Here is an 18,318-nt window from a genome sequence, read left to right as displayed (position 1 = left end):
TTTGGGGCATCGTCCATGTATCACGACAAATCAGCGATATACCGCTATTGCTGCCTCCGCGACCAGCGTGTCCACCACGGCGACCAACTCGTCGACCACCCGCGGACTGTCGCGGACGATCTCGCGCAGCCGGCCGACGAGCTCGCTCGACGGCAGGTCGAGGTAGAGCTCCGCCTCCAGCCGCAGCACGGCCACCAGGCCGCACAGCGCCGCAGCCCGGGCGTCCGGTTTCTTCCAGCCCTCGACCGCGGAACGCGCCCCCGAAGAGGCGCGTACGACCGAGGCGACGTCGGCGAGCTGATAGCGCGTGGTCGGCAGCACGCCCATCACCCTCTTGGTCACCCGCAGCAACACGCCGGCCGCGACCAGATCCTCCCGGGTGCGGTCGTAGGCCCGCTCGGCCACCTTCTTGATCGGTGACCGCACGTCCCCTGGCTCCCCGGCGACGAGCGCGAGCAGGTCGTCGGTGAGCGGGTCACCGGTGGGGACGACGGGGTCGGAGACCGCGACCCGGCCCCTCGCGACCGCGACGCGGCCGTCCAGGGCCAGGTCGAGCAGCGCCGCGCCGGCCAGCCCGAGCGCCATCGAGGACTGATGGATCAAGGGCTTGCCGGACTGGTCGTGCGCGACGAGATAGAGGTCCTGATGAAGCGGCAGCCGGTTCATGGCGGTGTGAATCCTTTGTCCGCTACCGGCGGGTCGACTTGACGCCCATGCCGGGCAGGGCGGGACGGAGGCCGAGGCCGTACAGTACGCCCAGCACCACGACGCCGATGCCGAACCAGGCGAGGCCGAGCACCTGCGCCCACACGTTGGCGTTGATCACGACGAACACGAGGATCGCCATTCCGATCAGCGGCGAGATCAGGTGTGACCACATGTTCTCGGACCGCATGCGGAACTCGTAGTGGACGATCACCGACAGGTGCAGGACCACGAAGGCGACCATAGCGCCCATGTTGATGAGGCTGGAGAGCAGCACGACGCCGTCGTCGCGGGTGGTCATCCAGATCCCGAGCCCGATGGACAACACGGAGATGAGGATGATGGCGTTGGACGGCACCGAGTGCCGGACCGACACCTTGGCCAGGAACGACGGCAGCTGTCTGTCGCGCGCCATCGCGTAGAGCAGGCGCGACACGGCGACCTGAGCCACCAGCGTGTTGGCCAGGCCCCAGGAGAGCGCGGTGGCGGTCGAGGTGACGTGCCTGAGCCACTCGCCGCCGGCGAGCGCCGCCGCGTCGTAGAACGCGGTTTCGCTGCCCTCACTCAGCAGCCCCGCGGGGTCGGGCACCAGCAGCGCGGCCACCCACACCTGCGCGATGAACAACACCCCGGCCAGGGCCAGCGCAACCCGCATGGCCCGGCCCACTTGGACGGAGCCGCCGGTGGACTCCTCGACCAGCATGCTGATGCCGTCGAAGCCGAGGAACGACAGGACCGCGACCGAGACCGCGGCGAACATCACCGGCCAGGAGAACGTCTCGGGATTGAACAGCGGCGCGAGGCTGAAGCCCTGGCCCTTGCCCTGCAGCAGCGCCCAGACGCCGATCAGCAGGAACAACGCCAGCACGACGAGCTCGAACGCGATCATCACGCGGGTGAGCTTGACCGTCATCCGGATGCCGCGCAGGTTGATCACCATGTTGACGACCACGAAGATGACCAGCCACGCCCACACGGGCACCTGCGGCACGCTGGAGTTCATGGCGATGGACGCCACAAGGTAGAGCAGGCACGGGACGAGGATGTAGTCGAGCAGCACCATCCACCCGGTCAGGAACCCGACCGGCGGCGCGATGCCGCGGCCGGCGTAGTTGTAGACCGACCCCGACAGCGGGAACGCCTTGACCATCTGCGCGTACGACGCGGCCGTGAACAGCAGCGCGATCATCCCGATCAGGTACGCCAGCGCCGGCATGCCGCCCGACTGCGAGTAGACGAGGCCGAAAATCGCGAAAGGCGCGATCGGCACCATGAACACCAGGCCGTAGAACACGAGGTCTGGCAGCCCGACTCCGCGTCGTAACTCTTGCTCGTAACCGAACTGCTCGATGCTCTCCTGTGTGCGCACGACAGCCTCTCCATGTCGTCATGCGGCCATAGGGCGGGGGGTGCCCAGGGCGCGAGGGGGGTGTATCGACCCGGTGATCCTTCCGTAGCCCGGGGTCACGTCGCAAGGTCCGGCCAGGATGTGCCACGCGAATCACATCGTGAGCCAGGCTCGGAACACCCCTGCTCGGGGCGGCCATGCTGCCCGCCGTGGTGAGGCGGGGTCAGCCCGCGGCGGTGCGGAGGCGGGCTTCCAGGCCGTCGAGGAGGCGCTGGAGGCCGTAGTCGAAGTTGTCCTCGTTCTCCGCGGACGGCTCGGCCTCGCGCTGCTCGGCATACAGGGCGCGCAGCCGGGGGAAGTCCCGGACGGCCTGCTCGGCGGCCGGCCACAGCTGCTCGGCCCACGCCTGCTCGCTCTGCCCGCTGCGGGCGACCATGGAGATCCACGCGGCCTCGCTGGTGGAGACGCCCAGCACGTAGGCGATGACGGCGTTCATCGCCCGATCGGCCTCCTTCAGCGAGAAGCCGGCGCCCTCGAACACAGCGAGCAGGTGCTCGGAGCGGCGCAGCACGTTGGGCCCGAGGTAGGACAGCCCTGCCTCGCCGAGCTTGGCGGCCACCCACGGGTGGCGCAGGATCGTCGCGCGCAGTCCGCCGGCGACCTCGGTCACGGTGGCCCGCCACGCGGCCGGATCACCCGGCGCGCTCAGCGCCAGCTCGCCATAGACCTCGTCCACGGCCAGCTCGAACAACTCGTCCTTGTTGGCCACGTGCCGGTAGAGCGAGGTGGCGCCCGCGCCCAGCCTGCTGCCCAGGCGGCGCATGCTCAGGGCGTCCATGCCCTCCTCGTCGAGGAGCCGCACGGCCTCGGCCACGATGTGCTCCCTGCTCAGGACCGGCTGCTCCCGCTCCTTGCGCGGGCGGGCCCACACCGACGGAAGCGGTTGCTTGTCTGCTGCCATGGGACCACACCCTAGCGCGTGGCGCACGCCGTACGCAAATGGGCACGTCGTGCGCGGATGCCTAGTGGCCGTGGGTGGCGCCATGAGGCGGCGGACCGTACCCTTGCGCGGCCCCGTACGAGGACGTCGTAGCGCAACGCGGTGTCGGCGGCCGCGTTGATCACCCGGAACCTGACCCGCCGTCCCGGCGTGCCGGCGAACGTCGCGGGCGTGTCCGGCGTGCGGCCGTTGACCAGGTAGAGCGGATGGCGCAGCTCCGCCGCCACGCCGCCGAGCGCGTCACTGCGTAGGGTGTCGTCGTGCTGGGTGGTGGAGTTCAGCCGGCGCAGCGCGTCGTCCGGGGTGCCGCCGATGCCGTCCAGCCAGTCGTCGAGCAGCACCGTGAACCCCTCGTCGTAGCCGAGCGGCTCATGCGGGTCGGCGACGATCAAGGGTCCGTACAGGCCGCGGTCGTGCTGGGTGCACTCTGACGATCTCCCGGCCGTGGCCTCGATCCGCGGACCCGGCACGACGCCGTTGTACGTCCAGGTGGACACCGTACGCCGCCCCAGGGAGGCCTTCGCGGGGCCGGGCCACCAGCGCCATCCCGCGCGGGCGCGCCGCCGCCGTCCCCGCCACGCGCAGCCGGCCGCGCACCGCGACGCCTACGTGAAGCACCCCTACTGACGTCAGACCAGCAGCGGAAGGCGGCGCACTCCCGCCATCGTCGGCGTGGGGATGAAGTCCACGGGGTCGTCGGGGTCGGTGCGCAGGGTGGGGAACCGGTCGAGCAGGATGTCCAGCGCGACCCGCCCCTCCAGCCGGGCCAAGGGGGCGCCCAGGCAGAAGTGGATGCCGCGGCCGAAGCCGAGATGCGGGTTGGGGTCGCGGTCCGGGTCGAAGGCGTCCGGGTCGGGGAACTGGCGGGCGTCCCTGTTGGCGGTCGCCAGCCAGCACATGACCAGGGTGTCGGCCGGAATCGTCACCCCGCCGAGCTCGGCTTCGCGCATGGTGGCGCGGGCGAGGGCGGCGAACGGGGTGAGGTAGCGGAGCGACTCCTCGATGACGGCCGGGATCGTCGTGCGGTCGCCCCGTACCCTCTCCTGCTGCTCGGGGAAGGCGTCCAGACACAGCACCGTGTTGCCGAGCAGCATCGTCGTGGTGATGTGCCCGGCCAGCAGCAGGACCATCGCGAAGTTGACGACCTGATCGTCCGGCAGGCGCTCGCCGTCCACCTCGGCCTCGACCAGCTTGGTGAGCAGGTCGGCGCGCGGCTGCCGCCGGCGCTCCGCGGCGTGGCCGGCGAGGTAGGCGAACATGTCCCGCCACGCCGTCATCGTGGCCTGCACGTCCACGCCCCGTTCTTCGGGGGTCTCCTTGAGCGAGAGCTTGGCGTCACGCTGGAACAGCGCGTCGGCCCAGTCCTTGAACAGGACGCGATCGCTGGTGGGCACGCCCAGCAGCTCCGCGATGACGATGACGGGAAGCGGGTAGGCCAGATCGGTCACGAGCTCGAACCGGTCGCGATCGCGGGCCGCGTCGAGCAGCTCGCGGGTGAGGGCGGCGATCCTCGGCTCGAGATCCGCGATGACCTTGCGGGTGAAGGCGCTGCTGACCAGCTTGCGCAGTTTGCCATGCTCGGGCGGGTCGATCTGGGTGATGAAGCCCGCCAAGGAGATCTCCTCGCCCTCGGGCAGCTGGTCCTTGGGCACGATGCGCATGGTGTCGGAGGAGAAGGTCGCGGGGTCGCCGAGGACCTCCAGCAGCTCCGGGTAGCCGTAGACGCTCCACAGGCCGGTGTCGGGGTCGTACTCGACCGGCTGGCCGGTTCGCGGTCCGTGCAGCCAGAAGTGTTGCTTGGGAACGTTGTACCGCTCGACGATGGTGGCCATCGCCTCTCCCTCCCCTTGTTCTCAGTCCGACTTGTCGCGATATTTTTCCCAGCGCTGGAGCATCTCGTCCGCGTCCTGCACGGTGAAGGCGAAGAACTTCCGGGTCTCCTCCAGCCGTCCCCGCTGCTCGGGGCGGTCTCCATCGATGATCGACAGTCCGAAGTCGAGGACGTCCAGTGTCTGCCGCACGGCGGCCAGCTGGACCTGCAGGACGTGCGTCCATCCGCCGCCGACCACCCGGTAGCGGTGCTCCCGTTTCGCCGTGGGCGCGCGCTCGATCATCCCGGTCAGCTCCAGCTGCCGGGCCACCGTGCTGGTCGCCGTCTTGCTCACGCCCAGCTCCGCCGCCAGATCGGTGAGGGACTGATCAGGCGGGTCGCAGATGAGCAGCCACGCATATAGCCGGCCCATCGTCCGCGTCCCGCCGAGACGCTCCATGATCAGCCCCATCCGGTCGACGAACTCGCTCTCCCGCGGATTCATCGGCGCCAACCTCATGAGGTTCGTCAAGTACGTACTTTACGTACGCTACGTCGGCCCTCCGCCTTTTACAAGCCGTCGGCGCCGCGCAGGTGGACCGTTTCGAGGTCCCTGTTGGTCAGGCGCATGATGTCGGTCATCTCGTGGTACGGCTGGTCCTGCTGGTTCACCAGGCCCATGTTGAACGACTCGGTGGCGCCCGGCTTCGCCGTCACGGCCTGGTCGTAGTGGACGAACCAGGCGTACCCCACGAACACCGGGCTCTTCGCCTGTGCCTCGACGAACGACCGGAACAGCTCGCCGCGGTTCGCGATGCTGGTCGCGGTGATCCCCGCGTTGTGCGAGGTGAGGCCCCTGCTCGGATAGCAGAAGGAGAACTCGATGTTGACGATCGGCTTGTCGTAGGTCTCGTACTGCCGCAGGTAGTCGGCGCTCCTGGAATACCAGTCGAAGGAGATCGCGTCGAGGTGCTCGATCCCGCCGACGTTCCACTCGGGGCTGGTCCGCCACGTCGGCACCAGGGACGAGCCGATGAACAGATGGTGCGGGTCCTGCCGCCTGATCGCGGCACGCACCTTCTTGAAGTAGGTCTTCGAGGCCAGGGTGATGAACGCCCGCACGTCCTGTGCGGGCACCCTGGCGATGTCGATCGCGAGGTCGGTGAGCTCACGGAACGAGCCCGCGCCGGTCCCCAGGAGGTCGTTGACCCGGGCGAGGTCCGCGTACGTCTCCTCCAGGTAGGTGACGAACGACCGCTTCGCCGGCAGGCCCGAGCCCTGCCGCACCACCTCGGCCACGACGTCACGGTTCCAGCCGCGCTCGTTCTCGAAGAAGTAGCCGATCAGCCAGGGATCGTCGCGGAAGCGCCGCAGGCCGAAGTCGTCGAAGGCGCGATCGAGCTTGGCGGAGAAGTCGGGGTCGAACGGGTCGATGCCCCATCGCACCCGGATGACGTCGACGGGGGTGGGGGCCCTTTCGATGTACGGCATGACCACGGCCGGATCCCGATGCCACTTGCCCTGCGCGTTGAACCCCCAATCGATCATCCGGCGCCTGCTGAGGTCGCGCCACCCGTCCCGGTAGTCGTCGCCGTACTTCCGCATCAGGTTGGCCTTGAGGAAGCTCACCGTGTGCAACCCCTGCTCGACGACGGCGTACGCCGCGGCGAACCGGCCGGGGTCGGGCAGTTCCTGGAAGACCTGCCTGGGGCTGCCGTCGGCGTTCTTGTACAGGGTGCCGTAGCCCCACTCGTCAGCGGAGAAGGCGTCCACTGCCTTGAGGAAGAACAGGTGGCCGTCGGGTGTGACGAACCACCAGCGTCCGTCCACCTTCTCCAGCCGGAAGTATCCGGTGGCCGCACGGCGTCCCAGCCTCTTCAGGCCGCCGTACCGGTCGTAGGTGGTGGAGTCGAAGGTGATCCCGGACAGTCTCGCCCGTTCCTCGGCGTACTCGCGCTTCAACTGCTCGTCCGAGGTGACCTTGCCCGGCCAGTCTTCGTAGAGGTACTGGCCGTACCGGTCGACCAGCAGCGTGCCGGCGGCGGCCGGGCGCTGCCCGGCGAGCGCGCCGGCCATCGCCAGGGCGGGTACGCCGAGTACCAGGTTGCGTCGCGAAATCGGGGACATGTGAACTCCTTTGCCGCGGGTCTTACCGGTCGAAGGGCGTCGGGTCGATCGGGGTGGACACGGTCAGTCCGTCCCAGCCCCAGCGGATGGTCCCGGCCGCCTCCCGCGAGGCGGTCAGGGTGGCGGTGCTGTGGTGCCGTCCCACCCGGATCAGCTCCAGGGCGAAGGCGGCGTGCAGTCTGGCCTGGTGGAAGTCGACGGGCGCGGAGGGGCCTGCGTACAGCACGACTTCCGCGCCCGCCGCCCCGCCCCCTTCCCTGGCCCGCCACGTGCTCGGCGTGCCGAGGAACTCCGCGGGCCCGGTGTGCACGACGGCCTGGCGCGCTCCGGCCGTCAGCGCGAACACGCCGTCGCGCAGCTCGCGCACCGTGGCTCCACGGCCCTGCAACGAGACGCGCAGCCGCAGGTCGCTGACATCGAAGACGCTGCCGGGCGGGCGGTCGAGCTCGGGGTGGACGTCGCCGGAGTCGTAGCTGAGCCACCAGGCCGACAGCACGCGCGGGCCGTCCTGATGCTGGCGGCACCAGGCGGCGCTCAGGTCGTGGCCGTTGAGCAGCATCCTGGCGCGCAGGACCACCGCGGGATCCTCGGGCGTCCGCCAGTATCCGAGCAGCGGACGCCGCTGAACCCATGCGCACTCCTCGTCGGCGGAGCCCAGGCAGGCGTCCTCGGCGAGCCAGGTAGTGCCGGTGGTGGTGGCGGTGAAGCGGGTGCGCAGCTGGACCGGCGCCTCCTTGAGGGCTCCGAACCGCCCGGCGAGCTCCGGCGGGCAGGGCAGGGGCGGCACGAGGAGCGGGGCACCCACCCCTTCCTCCCTGGCTTTGATCGGCGAGCCGGTCTGCGCGGCGAGGTAGGCGGCGAGGTCCGGCTGGAGCCAGTCGTGGTACGCGCGGCTCATCGGCCCGGCGAGCTGGCCGGTGCCCGGATGGAAGCGCTCGGCCAGGGCCGCCCACGTGCGCCGCCTCAGCTCCTCGGCGGTGGCGCGGAAGCCGTCGTCGGCCACGATCAGCGCCGCCCTCTCCAGCTCTTCCAGGACGACCCGCCCGTAGGCGGGGGAGTTGTACTCGGTGAATCCTCCGCTCCGGTCGTGGAGGGCGAGCACGGCGCGCAGGCGTCGCCGGCCGAAGTCGAGCAGGAAGGGCAGGCCGAGGATCTCGGCCGCCGCGGCGGTGGTCACCGCGCCCATCACCGCGATGTTGGTGTAGCCGGGGTCGGCGTTCCGCCGGAAGATCGCCAGCGCGGCGTGGCGCAGCGCGGCACTCACCCGTTCGCGTACGCCGCGGTCGAGCGACTCGTCGTGGACGGCCAGGGCCTGCGCCAGTCGTACTCCGATGAAGTCCGCCCAGTTCCAGTCGGCCGGTGCCATCTGCCCGGGTGGCTCCTCCAGGAACCATCCCCAGAGCCCGTAATGCTCGGACAGGGGATCGGTCACCTGCAGGCCGGCCAGCGCGTCCAGCACGTCGGCCGCACGGTCGGCCCTGCCGAGTCGCAGCAGCGCGAGGGCGTAGTCGGCGGCCTCCTTGGTCTGGTGGACGCGGGTCCCTCTGCGCAGGCGCGTGTGGTAGTCGTTCCCCGCGTGAAGAGACCAGGGCATGTGGACGTCCGCTTCATATCGGGCGTCCAGCTCTGCCACGTACGCGTCGAGTCCCATTCGTCCTACCTCAGATCGTTCACGCAACGGAGCACGGGAGCCGAGGTCAGCGCGGCGGGGTCGAGATCCCGGGAGCCGCGCACGTGGAAGACGGCCCGCTCCCCGGGCAGCAACGTGATCAGCAGGTCGTCCACGGTCGCGTCCGGATCGAGCCGGTCGGGAAAGAGCGCCAGGTCGCGCAGGATCGTCCGGGCCGTGACCGTGACGAGGTGGCCGTCCGTCACCGGCCGCACCTCCGCCTCGAACGCGGCCGGCGGGAACGCGATCGCCGTGTCCTCGGCGAAGAAGTGCACGGTCCGCGCCTCCCCGAGGACGGCCACCAGCACCTCGGCCTCCGGCTCGGCCGGGACGGGCAGCGGGACCCGCGCCAGGCCGCGCGGCGGCACCTGGACCGGGACGAACTCCTTGGCCAGCGGCTCGCCGGACAGACTGTGGCGGACCAGCTCCAGCTCGCCCAACCACGGGTGAGGACAGTCGTTGATCACGACGACGTCGCCGTCCTGGACGGTCAGCAGGCGGTCGGCGTACGCACGGCGCAGGGCGTACCACGCGGGCTTGCGGCGGCCCTCGCCGTCGACGACGGACCAGGAGGTGACCGGCCAGCAGTCGTTGAGCTGCCAGACGATCACCCCCATGCAGTACGGCATGAGCGCGCGGAACCGCTCGATCCCGAAGGCCACCGCACGGGCCTGGTTGAGCTGGGTGAGGTAGTGCCAGTCGTCGAAGGAGCGCGGGCGAGGCAGGTGATCTCCCAGTCCGCGCAGCAGCTTGGCGTCACCGTCCGCCGCCTTCTGATGGGAGACCGGCGGCTTCTGGGAGCTGCCGCGGCGCAGGGTCGCGTGGGTCGGCGGGCCCTGGAAGCCGAACTCGGCCACGAAGCGGGGCCGCCAACCGGCGTAGTGGAGGTAGTCCCGCTCGTTCCAGACATCCCAGATGTGCACGGTCCCGTGCTCGGGCGCGTTGGGATGGCGGCCCGGGTCTCCGGAGTACGGCGTGCCGGGCCAGTAGGGGCGCGTCGGGTCCAGCTCGGCGACGATGCCCGGCAGCACGTCCAGGTAGTAGGCCGCGCCCCAGGTGCGGCCCTCGAGCCGCTCCTCCCAGCCCCAGTCGGCGTAGCCCAGGAAGTTCTCGTTGTTGCCGATCCACAACGCCAGGCTCGGGTGCGGGGCCAGGCGCACCACCTGCTCGCATGCCTCGGCCGCCACCTCCGAGGAGAGCGGCTCCTCCTCCGGGTAGGCGGCGCAGGCGAATGGGAAATCCTGGAAGACCAGGAGGCCGAGCTCGTCGGCCAGGTCGTAGAAGGCGTCGCTCTCGTAGAGGCCGCCGCCCCACACTCGTAACAGGTTCACGTTGGCCTCGCACGCCTGGGCGAACCGCTCGGCCAGCTGATCGTGGGTCGTCCTGGCGGGGAAGCAGTCGTCGGGTATCCAGTTGGCGCCGCGTACGAAGACCGGCTCGTCGTTGACGACGAGGGTGAAGGCCGATCCCTCCGCGTCCGGTGAGGTGTCCAGCCGGACCGAGCGGAAGCCCACCAGGCGCGTCCAGGTCTCCCCGGTCTGCTCCAGCGTCACGGTGAGCGGATACCGGGCCTGTGCGCCGTAGCCGCGCGGCCACCACAGGCCCGGTTCCCGTACCCGCAGTTCCAGCACGGCTTCGTGCTCACCCGCCGCCAGCGACGCGGCCGCGACCGTACCGGCCACCGCGGCGGTCACCGTGAGGGGGACGTCGGCGGCCCGCTCCACCGCCACGTGGACCCGGACCAACCCGTCGCGCCCGTCAAGGGTGATTTCGGGGCGGACCTCGGCGAGCCTCGCGATCCTCCACGTGTGCAGGCCGACGGGCCGCCAGATGCCGGCGGTGACGAGGGCGGGACCCCAATCCCAGCCGAAGTTGCAGGCCACCTTGCGGATGAACTGGTAGGGCGCCGGATAGGGCCCAGGGCGGTCGCCGACCGCGGCGCGCTGCCGCTCGGCGTGGTCAAAGGGCGACTCGAAGTCGACGGCCAGCGTGTTGCTGCCCGTGCGCAGCAGATCGCGCACAGGGAAGCGGTAGGTCCTGTGCATGTTGGCGGTGGAGCCGAGCTCGACGCCGTTGAGCGACACGGTGGCGACCGTGTCCAGCCCCTCGAACACCAGGTCGATCTGGTCGTCGCCGGGCCCGCCGAAGGCGAACTCGGTCTCATACCGCCAGCTCGTGCGGCCGATCCAGGCCAGGCGGTCCTCGTTGTCGTCCAGGTATGGGTCGTCGATGAGACCGGCGGCGAGCAGGTCGGTGTGCACGCAGCCGGGAACGGTGGCGGGCACGCGCTCGACAGGCGGCTCGGCCGCGACGGCGGTCACAGCCCAGCCGCGGTCCAGCGGGCGGTACACGCTCACATGATCTCCACAGGTCGAAGGATGTAACTTAAGCGCATAAGTAGTTTGACCATATGATCGGTGTGCGATCGCGTCAACCCCCAGTTCAGATGGGCATCTGCGTTTATGAGGCGCTTCATATCCCTCTATTGACAGCCCTGTGCTCGTTAATGCAAAGTGACGGCCATGTAAAGAAGGCCCACCCCCTGAACGGAGCTCTCATGCGAGAACGACTGCCGGGCCTGTTCGCCGCCGTGCTCGCCGTTGCCACGGTCGCCGGCTGCTCGTCCGGTTCCTCATCCGAGCCCACCGCCGGCAAGACGCTGATCACCGTCGCGGATATGCCGCCCACGACCCAACAGAACGTGCGCCAGCAGTTCCTCGACCAGGTGGCGGCGTTCGAGAAGCAGAACCCGGACATCGACATCGAGCCGCGCGAGTCCAAATGGGAGGCCAAGACCTTCGCCGCCCGCCTGGCCGGCGGGCAGCTCGAGACGGTCTTCCAGGTCCCGCTCACCGAGCCGGTCGGCATGGTGAAGCGGCGTCAGGTCGCCGACATCACCGGAGAGGTCGAGAAGCTGCCACACGCGAGCGAGTTCGACAAGCGGGCGCTTGCGCCGGCCACCGACCAGGCCGGGCGCATCTACGGCCTGCCCACCAGCGAGTTCGCCCTCGGCCTGGTCTACAACAGGGAGCTGTTCGGCAAGGCGGGGCTGGACGTCGGCAAGCCGCCGGCGACGTGGGACGAGGTGCGCGCCGCGGCCAAAGCGATCACGAAGAAGACCGGGGTGCCCGGCTTCGCCGTACCGGCCACCAACAACACCGGAGGCTGGATCTTCACCGCGATGACCTACACCTTCGGCGGACGCCTCCAGCAGGAGACCGGCGGCAAGGCGGTGGCCACCTTCGACACCGAGCCGGCTCGCGGCGTGCTCGGCCTGCTCAAGGCGATGCGCTGGGAGGACGACTCCATGGGCACCCAGCACCTGCGCAACGCCGCCGACCTCGCCAAGGACTTCGCCGCCGGCAAGGTCGCCATGATGATCGCCACGCCGAGCTCGTACACCGAGTTCGCCACCCAGTTCGGCGGCACGCCCGAGGTGTTCGGCATGGCCGCCCTGCCCTCCGGAGGCACACCCGCCACCCTGCTCGGCGGGAAGGTGGCCGTCGTCAGCCCCAAGGCCACGGCCACCGAGCGTGCCGCGGCGGTGAAGTGGATCGACTTCTTCCACCTCAAGCCGAAGTACGACCCGCAGTTCGCGGGGAGCGTGGCCGCCGCCAAGAGCGCCGACAAGGTGCCCATCGGCTTCCCCTACGTCTCCCTCTACGGCGCGACCGTGGCGGAGCCGGTCATCGAGGCCGAGCGCAAGCACGCCAACGTGCCGGTCGCCAACTTCGAGCCCTACGAGACCGGCGTGGCCGCGCAGGAGTTCGTCACCGAGCCGGCCGTCGCGGGCCAGGACACCTACGCCGCGCTGGACACCGCCGTGCAGGCGATCCTGACGCGGCAGGACGCCGACCCGGCCGGTGAGCTGGGCAAGGCGGAGGAGAAGGCCGCCGCCGCGCTCGACAGGGCCCAGCGGTGACGACGCTGCAAACAGCGAGGACGCGGGACCGGACCGCCCCGAGGGCGACCGGTCCCGCGCGCCGTCGTCCCTTCCGGCCGGCGGGCTGGTTGTTCATGCTGCCCATGGTCGCCGTGTTCTTCCTCTTCGGCTGGTGGCCGATCCTGCGCAGCGTGCTGCTCGGCTTCCAGCACACCAACCTGGTCGATCCGCCGGAATGGGCAGGCCTGGACAACTTCGCGGCGCTGCTGGCCGACCCGCTGCTGTGGATCACGGTGCGTAACACGGTCTGGTTCGTGCTGCTGGCGTTGCTCTTCGGCTTCCCGGTGCCGATCGTCCTTGCCGTAGTGATGTCCGAACTGCGCAAGCTCGGCGGTCTGTTCCGGGTGCTGGTGTACCTGCCGGTCGCGGTCCCGCCCGTGGTGGCGGTGCTGATGTGGAAGTGGTTCTACGATCCTGATCACGGCCTGTTCAACCAGGCACTCGGCGTGCTCGGGCTGGGGCCGTACCCCTGGCTGCAGGACACCGCGACCGCCATGCCGAGCCTGGTGCTCGAAGCCACGTGGGCGGCCGCGGGCTCCACGGTGCTGATCTATCTGGCGGCGCTGTCCTCCGTGCCGGGCGAGCTGTACGAGGCGGCGGAGATCGACGGCGCCTCCATCTGGCGGCGGGTCTGGCACGTCACGCTGCCGCACTTGCGCGGCGTGTTGCTGATCATGTTGCTGCTGCAGATCATCGGCACGTTCCGGATCTTCACCGAGCCGTTCGTGCTGACTGACGGCGGCCCGGAGGACTCCACCGTGACGATCCTGCTGCTGATCTACCGGTACGCGTTCATCTACGGCGACTACGGCACCGCGGCCGCGCTCGGCGTGCTGCTGGCGGTCGCCCTCGGCGTCATCTCCGCCGTCTACCTGCGCCTGACGAGGAAATGGAGCAGCGTATGAGCGACGCCCGCGCCAGAGGCATCGTCTCGAACGTCGACCGACGACGGACGGGCGTGCGCTGGTGGCTGCGGCTGACCCAGGGATTCCTGCTGCTGGCCACGCTGGCGGTCGGCCTGGGCCCGATCCTGTGGACGGCCAAGGGCGCCCTGTCCCCGACCCAGGACCTGCTGCGCGAGCCCCTGCGGCTGTGGCCCTCCTCGGTGCAGCCGGAGAACCTCACGGCGGCGTGGACGGAGCTACGGGTCGGCCACTACCTGTTCAACACCGTCGTGCTGGTCGGCGGATCGTGGCTGGTGCAGGTGCTGGTGGCCGCCACCGGCGCGTTCGCGCTCTCGGTGCTCAAGCCCCGCTTCGGCCGTCTGGTCTACGGCGCGGTGCTGGCCACGCTGTTCGTTCCCGGGACGGTGTCCCTGGTCGCCCTCTACCTGACCGTTCTCGACCTGTCGCTGGTGGACACCCCATGGGCGGTGTGGCTGCCCGCGGGAGCGCACGCCTTCAACGTGCTGATCATGAAACAGTTCTTCGACGCGCTGCCCAGCGAGCTGTATCAGGCCGCCCAGGTCGACGGGGCGGGCCCGATCCGGCTGTTCTGGCAGATCGTCATGCCGATGTCACGGCCCATCCTGGCCGTGGTGTCGCTGCTCGCCGTGATGGACGCATGGAAGGACTTCCTATGGCCGATGGTCGCCATCTCCGACGCCGAGAGCCAGCCGCTGGCGGTCGCGCTGCCCCGCCTGGCCGAGACCGCCGAGCAGAACCAGGTGATCGCCGGCATGCTCGTCGCGATCGTCCCGCCGCTCCTGCTGTTCCTGACCTTCCAGCGCCACATCGTCCGCGGCATCGGCTTCACCGGGATCAAGGGGTGAGCGGCGTGGGCTGTCCCGTGCCGCGGACGGGTAGGGTTTGCCCGTGAAGCGGCCCACCATCGCGGACATCGCCCAGCGGGCGGGGGTCTCCCAGGGCGCCGTGTCCTACGCGCTCAACGGGCGCCCCGGCGTGTCGGAGAGCACGCGGGCGCGGGTGCTGAAGGTCGCCAACGAGATGGGCTGGCGTCCCAGCGTCGCCGCCCGAGCGCTGACCGGCGCCCGCGCGGGCGTGGTCGGCCTCGTCCTGGCCAGGCCGCCGAGCATTCTCGGCGCCGAGCCGTTCTTCATGGAGCTGTTCAGCGGGATCGAGACGGCGCTGAAGCCGCACGCGTGCGCGCTGATGCTGCAGATGGCCGACGATCAGGACGCCGAGATCGAGGTCTACCGCCGCTGGTGGGCGGAGGGCCGGATCGACGGCGCGATCCTGGTGGAGGTGCACGTCTCCGATCGGCGCCTGCCCGTGCTCGAGCAGCTCGGCATGCCGGCTGTGGTGATCGGCGGGCAACCCGGCGTCGGCTCGCTGCCATCGGTGCACTCCGACGAGAGCGGGCCCGTCCACGAGACCGTCGAATACCTCGCCGCGCTGGGCCACCGCAGGGTCGGCCGCGTCGCGGGGCTGCCGCATCTGGTGCACACCACCGTGCGGGACGAGGCGTTCACCGCCGCCTGCGCCCGCCTCGGCCTGCCCGAATGCGTCACCCAGTACACCGACTACACCGGTGAGGAGGGCGGGCGCGCCACCCGCCGCCTGCTCAGCTCTCCCGACCGGCCGACCGCGATCGTCTTCGACAACGACATCATGGCCGTCGCCGGGCTGTCCGTCGCTCAGGAGATGGGCCTGCGCGTGCCCGGCGACCTGTCCCTCGTCGCGTGGGACGACTCGCAGCTGGCGCAGGTCGTGCGCCCGGCGCTCACCGCGGTGCGGCGCGACGTCCCCGCGCTGGGGTCGGCCGCCGCCCGCCACCTGCTGTCCCTCCTCCACGGTGATCCCGTGCCCGACGTCGAGACGGAACCGGCCAGGCTCACCGCACGGGGAAGCACCGGTCCGCTCACCTGACATCCCCGCCCAGTGGATGTCCAAGGAACCTCGCTCGCAGATCGGGCCGGAGGAAGGCGGCGGGGGAGGCGATGGACAGGCCGCCGTCCACCGGGAGGGTCGCTCCGGTGATGAAGGAGGCCGCAGGTGAAGCCAGGAACGCCACCGCGGCGGCCACCTCCTCCGGCGTTCCTGTACGGCACAGCGGATATCCCTCGGCCGCCCTGTCCAGGTCCTCACCGCCGATGAGCCCCGGTGAGACGATGTTGGCCCTGATCCCGCCCGGACCGTACTCCACGGCGACCTGCCTGATCAGCGCGTCGAGCCCGCCCTTCGCCGCGGAGTAAGCCGGAAGCCCGGGTGCGTGCAGGAAGGAGTTCACCGACCCCACCGCGACGATCGCGCCGCCGTTCGTCATGTACGGCACAGCCGCACGGCACAGGTGAAACGCCGCGTCCAGCGTCGAACCGATCGCCTTGCGCCACTGCTCGTCGGACGTCGCCGCCACGGAGGCCACCGGCATCGCCGCCGTCGCCGCCACCAGCACATCCAGCCTGCCCAGCACCTCGATGGCGGCCGTGACCAGCGTGTCGACCTGACCGGGATCCGAGCAGTCGGCCGTCCCGAAGCCGGTGAAGGCGGCGTCGTCACAGGGCTGGAGCCCGACGCCGAAGACCTGATCGCCCTCGCCCGCGAAGGCACGCGCGATGGCCAGGCCGATGGGCGAGTTGCCCCCGGCGAGCAGCACCCCGCGGCCTCGCCCGGGCCGTGCGGGTTCCGGCGTCAGGGGAGCACCCGAACCCGGCTGATCGCCGGTATGGGGCATGCCGCTCACCATCCCAGTACGCCCAGGATGCGGTCGAGCGCGTCGCGGCTGTCCGCATCCAGCGGCTTGGCGGGCAGGCGGACGGTGGCGGCGTCGATGAGGCCGCGGCGGACCAGCACCTCCTTGTGCACCGCCCAGGCGATGCCCGGCTGCATGCCGAAGCGGATCAGCGGGAGCAGCCGGGTGAAGGACACCGCGGCGTCGTGGGAGCGCCAGTCCTGGAGGATGGGGGCGAGAAGATCGGTGAACTCGCAGGCCGGCATGGTGCCGATCGCGCCGCGCGCGTACTCCTCCAAGCAGAACAGCGCGTTCTGGCCGCCGAACACCGCGAAGGCGGAGGCGACCTTGGCCGCCACCGCGCCCACCTTCGGGGCCGTCGGCGGGGCTTCCACCTTGACCGAGGTGACCCCGTCCAGCTTGCTCAGCTCTACGATCAGCGACTCCGGCATGCTCACGCCGGTGGAGCCGGGAGCGTCCTGGACCATGATGTCCACCTGGCACCGGGCGGCGATCTCCCCGTAGAAGTCGATGAGCTGCCCGCCGGACGGCTTGACCAGGTAGGGCGGCAGCACCATCAGGGCGTCGGCCCCGCCGTCCACCGCGGCCATGGCCTGCTCCAGCGCCGTGGCCGTGCTGGTGGAGCCCACGCCGGCCACCACTGGAGCGTCCCGCACCGCCGCGCGCACCTCGCGGAGGATGCGCGCCCGTTCCGCAGCGGTCAGGGCGAAGCCCTCGCTGGCCATGCCGAACACGGCGACGCCGTCGGCGCCCGCCGAGAGCTGCCATTCGGCCAGCCGCCGCAGGCTCGGCACATCCAGCTCACCCTCCTGGGTGAACGGCGTGGCCAAGATCGGGATAAGTCCAGACAAGGTCACTTATGACTCCTTCGCGAGAGCGGTAACGACGTCACGATCGACCTCCACGCCGAGACCCGGTCCAGCCGGTACCGGGAATCCCGTTGCATCACCTGCAAGTGGGTTTCGCAGAATCTGGGACGCCACCTCACAGGTGGTCGGCTGGTATTCGAAGAACCCCAGATTCGGCAGTGCCGCGCTGACCTGCAGGCCCGCGGCCAGCGCCACTCCCAGCCCGGTGGAGTGGTGCGGCGCGACCGGCACGTGGTGCGCGGCGGCCAGCTCGCCGATCGCCATGAGCTCGGTGATGCCGGTCCTGCCGACATCCGGCTGTGCCAGCTGCAGCGCCCGGCGCCCCAGCCAGCCGGCGAACTCGTATCGGTTGCGCAGGCTCTCGCCCACCGCGACGGGTAGCTCGGCACGCGCGCACAGGTCACGATGCCCTTCGACGTCTTCCGGCGCCAGCGGGGCCTCCAGGAACAAGGCGCGCCGCTCGGCCAGGCCACGCGCCAGTCGCACGGCCTCGGGCAGCGAATAGGCCCAGTGCGCATCGACGGCGACGTCGAGGCCCGTGGACAGCACGGCCTCCACAGTGGCCAGGTCCTGGTCGACGCCGTAGCCGAGGTGCAGTTTCACCCTCGTCGCGCCTTTCGCCGCCCACTCCCGGGCGAGCCGGACGCGCTCGGCGTCGCTCGGCCGCGGCAGGCCGCTGACGTAGACGGGAACCACCTCACGGAACGCCCCGCCCAGCAACTGCGCCACGGACAGGCCGGTCAGCCGGCCGCACAGATCCCACAGGGCGATGTCGACCGCGGCCAGGGCGTCGGCCTGATGCCCCGTGAGGTGCCCGCGCTCGCGCATCAGCCCGGTCAGCCGCTGCCACAGCGGCCGCACCCGGGTGGGATCCTCGCCGATCAGGACCGGCGCCAGCAGCCGCTCCACGACGGCGGCGGGGATCTCGGGGCCCACCGGGGCCAGCGCCTCGCCCCACCCCGTCGTGCCGTCGGCGCAGGTCACAGCCACCAGCAGGGTCTCGAAGCGGGCCGAATAGAGCGACTTCCATGGCGGCCGCACGAAGTAGCGGTCTTCGACGGCGGGGGTGCCCAGGTACGCGTCCACATGGCGGATCTTTATCGGAAAGCAACGCACTTCCGTGATGGACGGGGGTTGACTCCCTTGCAACATGTGCGTAACCATCCCACATATCGCAAATCAATTGCAATGGAGCT

17 protein-coding genes are annotated in these 18,318 nt (G+C 70.3%); 5 read left to right on the top strand and 12 right to left on the bottom strand.

What is annotated here, in order from left to right; all coding sequences use genetic code 11:
- Nucleotides 1–30: 30 nt before the first annotated feature.
- From OHA25_RS51720 to OHA25_RS51705, 4 genes are all read right to left on the bottom strand, one after another.
- Nucleotides 31–666, bottom strand: coding sequence for a GOLPH3/VPS74 family protein (locus tag OHA25_RS51720; RefSeq protein WP_327584208.1), 636 nt, complete (start codon nucleotides 664–666; stop codon nucleotides 31–33).
- A 22-nt stretch (nucleotides 667–688) separates the two neighbouring features.
- Nucleotides 689–2,074, bottom strand: coding sequence for an APC family permease (locus OHA25_RS51715; RefSeq protein ID WP_327584207.1), 1,386 nt, complete (start codon nucleotides 2,072–2,074; stop codon nucleotides 689–691).
- 202 nt (nucleotides 2,075–2,276) lie between these two features.
- Nucleotides 2,277–3,014, bottom strand: a complete 738-nt coding sequence (locus OHA25_RS51710) for a TetR/AcrR family transcriptional regulator (RefSeq protein ID WP_327584206.1) — start codon at nucleotides 3,012–3,014, stop codon at nucleotides 2,277–2,279.
- Between the two features lie 11 nt (nucleotides 3,015–3,025).
- Entirely contained in the window at nucleotides 3,026–3,445 is a 420-nt protein-coding gene (locus OHA25_RS51705) for a hypothetical protein (protein WP_327584205.1), read from the bottom strand.
- A gap of 28 nt (nucleotides 3,446–3,473) precedes the next feature.
- Between OHA25_RS51705 and OHA25_RS51700 the strand changes: the two genes are divergently transcribed.
- Nucleotides 3,474–3,680, top strand: a complete 207-nt coding sequence (locus OHA25_RS51700; protein ID WP_327584204.1) for a hypothetical protein — start codon at nucleotides 3,474–3,476, stop codon at nucleotides 3,678–3,680.
- A gap of 2 nt (nucleotides 3,681–3,682) precedes the next feature.
- Here the strand turns inward: OHA25_RS51700 and OHA25_RS51695 are convergent, their stop codons facing one another.
- The 5 genes from OHA25_RS51695 to OHA25_RS51675 all read right to left on the bottom strand — a co-directional run bounded on the left by OHA25_RS51695 (nucleotide 3,683) and on the right by OHA25_RS51675 (nucleotide 11,016).
- Nucleotides 3,683–4,885 carry a cytochrome P450 gene (locus OHA25_RS51695; protein WP_327584203.1) on the bottom strand — a complete coding sequence of 401 codons (1,203 nt, stop codon included), beginning with the start codon at nucleotides 4,883–4,885 and terminating at the stop codon, nucleotides 3,683–3,685.
- A 21-nt stretch (nucleotides 4,886–4,906) separates the two neighbouring features.
- A complete protein-coding gene (locus tag OHA25_RS51690; protein ID WP_327584202.1) occupies nucleotides 4,907–5,368 on the bottom strand; it encodes a GbsR/MarR family transcriptional regulator in 462 nt (153 codons plus the stop codon).
- A gap of 65 nt (nucleotides 5,369–5,433) precedes the next feature.
- Nucleotides 5,434–6,990, bottom strand: a complete 1,557-nt coding sequence (locus tag OHA25_RS51685; RefSeq protein ID WP_327584201.1) for a hypothetical protein — start codon at nucleotides 6,988–6,990, stop codon at nucleotides 5,434–5,436.
- Nucleotides 6,991–7,012: 22 nt separating this feature from the next.
- Nucleotides 7,013–8,641, bottom strand: coding sequence for a hypothetical protein (locus tag OHA25_RS51680; protein WP_327584200.1), 1,629 nt, complete (start codon nucleotides 8,639–8,641; stop codon nucleotides 7,013–7,015).
- Nucleotides 8,642–8,646: 5 nt separating this feature from the next.
- On the bottom strand, nucleotides 8,647–11,016 hold the full coding sequence (locus tag OHA25_RS51675; protein WP_327584199.1) for a glycoside hydrolase family 2 protein: 2,370 nt from the start codon (nucleotides 11,014–11,016) through the stop codon (nucleotides 8,647–8,649).
- Between the two features lie 200 nt (nucleotides 11,017–11,216).
- Between OHA25_RS51675 and OHA25_RS51670 the strand changes: the two genes are divergently transcribed.
- The 4 genes from OHA25_RS51670 (at nucleotide 11,217) to OHA25_RS51655 (ending at nucleotide 15,430) form a co-directional block, all read left to right on the top strand.
- Nucleotides 11,217–12,581, top strand: coding sequence for an ABC transporter substrate-binding protein (locus OHA25_RS51670; protein WP_327584198.1), 1,365 nt, complete (start codon nucleotides 11,217–11,219; stop codon nucleotides 12,579–12,581).
- Between the two features lie 95 nt (nucleotides 12,582–12,676).
- The gene (locus OHA25_RS51665; protein WP_327584197.1) at nucleotides 12,677–13,507 is read left to right on the top strand and encodes a carbohydrate ABC transporter permease; all 831 of its coding nucleotides are present in this window, start codon (nucleotides 12,677–12,679) and stop codon (nucleotides 13,505–13,507) included.
- On the top strand, nucleotides 13,504–14,373 hold the full coding sequence (locus OHA25_RS51660) for a carbohydrate ABC transporter permease (protein WP_327584196.1): 870 nt from the start codon (nucleotides 13,504–13,506) through the stop codon (nucleotides 14,371–14,373). Before OHA25_RS51665 ends, OHA25_RS51660 begins: the two co-directional genes overlap by 4 nt.
- Nucleotides 14,374–14,416: 43 nt before the next feature.
- Entirely contained in the window at nucleotides 14,417–15,430 is a 1,014-nt protein-coding gene (locus OHA25_RS51655) for a LacI family DNA-binding transcriptional regulator (protein ID WP_327584195.1), read from the top strand.
- Here OHA25_RS51655 and OHA25_RS51650 read toward each other — a convergent pair.
- Genes OHA25_RS51650 through OHA25_RS51640 form a run of 3 tightly spaced genes read right to left on the bottom strand, consistent with a single transcriptional unit; the run spans nucleotide 15,423 to nucleotide 18,208 of the window.
- Entirely contained in the window at nucleotides 15,423–16,235 is an 813-nt protein-coding gene (locus OHA25_RS51650) for an SDR family NAD(P)-dependent oxidoreductase (protein ID WP_327584194.1), read from the bottom strand. The two genes, OHA25_RS51655 and OHA25_RS51650, sit on opposite strands and share 8 nt — an antisense overlap.
- A gap of 5 nt (nucleotides 16,236–16,240) precedes the next feature.
- Entirely contained in the window at nucleotides 16,241–17,110 is an 870-nt protein-coding gene (locus OHA25_RS51645; RefSeq protein ID WP_327584193.1) for a dihydrodipicolinate synthase family protein, read from the bottom strand.
- On the bottom strand, nucleotides 17,111–18,208 hold the full coding sequence (locus OHA25_RS51640) for a mandelate racemase/muconate lactonizing enzyme family protein (protein WP_327584192.1): 1,098 nt from the start codon (nucleotides 18,206–18,208) through the stop codon (nucleotides 17,111–17,113).
- Between the last annotated feature and the right edge of the window lie 110 nt (nucleotides 18,209–18,318).

The sequence above is a fragment of the Nonomuraea sp. NBC_00507 genome, assembly GCF_036013525.1.
Taxonomy (GTDB): Bacteria; Actinomycetota; Actinomycetes; order Streptosporangiales; family Streptosporangiaceae; genus Nonomuraea.
The sequence above is the reverse complement of the archived record's forward strand: the minus strand, read 5'-3'. Positions and strand labels throughout refer to the sequence as shown.

What these genes read in the sequence shown, in the direction of transcription:
- OHA25_RS51710 (WP_327584206.1), bottom strand. Translation starts at nt 3,014, where the DNA reads ATGGCAGCAGACAAGCAACCGCTTCCGTCGGTGTGGGCCCGCCCGCGC.
- OHA25_RS51670 (WP_327584198.1), top strand. Translation starts at nt 11,217, where the DNA reads ATGCGAGAACGACTGCCGGGCCTGTTCGCCGCCGTGCTCGCCGTTGCC.
- OHA25_RS51720 (WP_327584208.1), bottom strand. Translation starts at nt 666, where the DNA reads ATGAACCGGCTGCCGCTTCATCAGGACCTCTATCTCGTCGCGCACGAC.
- OHA25_RS51685 (WP_327584201.1), bottom strand. Translation starts at nt 6,990, where the DNA reads ATGTCCCCGATTTCGCGACGCAACCTGGTACTCGGCGTACCCGCCCTG.
- OHA25_RS51660 (WP_327584196.1), top strand. Translation starts at nt 13,504, where the DNA reads ATGAGCGACGCCCGCGCCAGAGGCATCGTCTCGAACGTCGACCGACGA.
- OHA25_RS51695 (WP_327584203.1), bottom strand. Translation starts at nt 4,885, where the DNA reads ATGGCCACCATCGTCGAGCGGTACAACGTTCCCAAGCAACACTTCTGG.
- OHA25_RS51690 (WP_327584202.1), bottom strand. Translation starts at nt 5,368, where the DNA reads ATGAATCCGCGGGAGAGCGAGTTCGTCGACCGGATGGGGCTGATCATG.
- OHA25_RS51650 (WP_327584194.1), bottom strand. Translation starts at nt 16,235, where the DNA reads ATGCCCCATACCGGCGATCAGCCGGGTTCGGGTGCTCCCCTGACGCCG.
- OHA25_RS51665 (WP_327584197.1), top strand. Translation starts at nt 12,677, where the DNA reads ATGCTGCCCATGGTCGCCGTGTTCTTCCTCTTCGGCTGGTGGCCGATC.
- OHA25_RS51680 (WP_327584200.1), bottom strand. Translation starts at nt 8,641, where the DNA reads ATGGGACTCGACGCGTACGTGGCAGAGCTGGACGCCCGATATGAAGCG.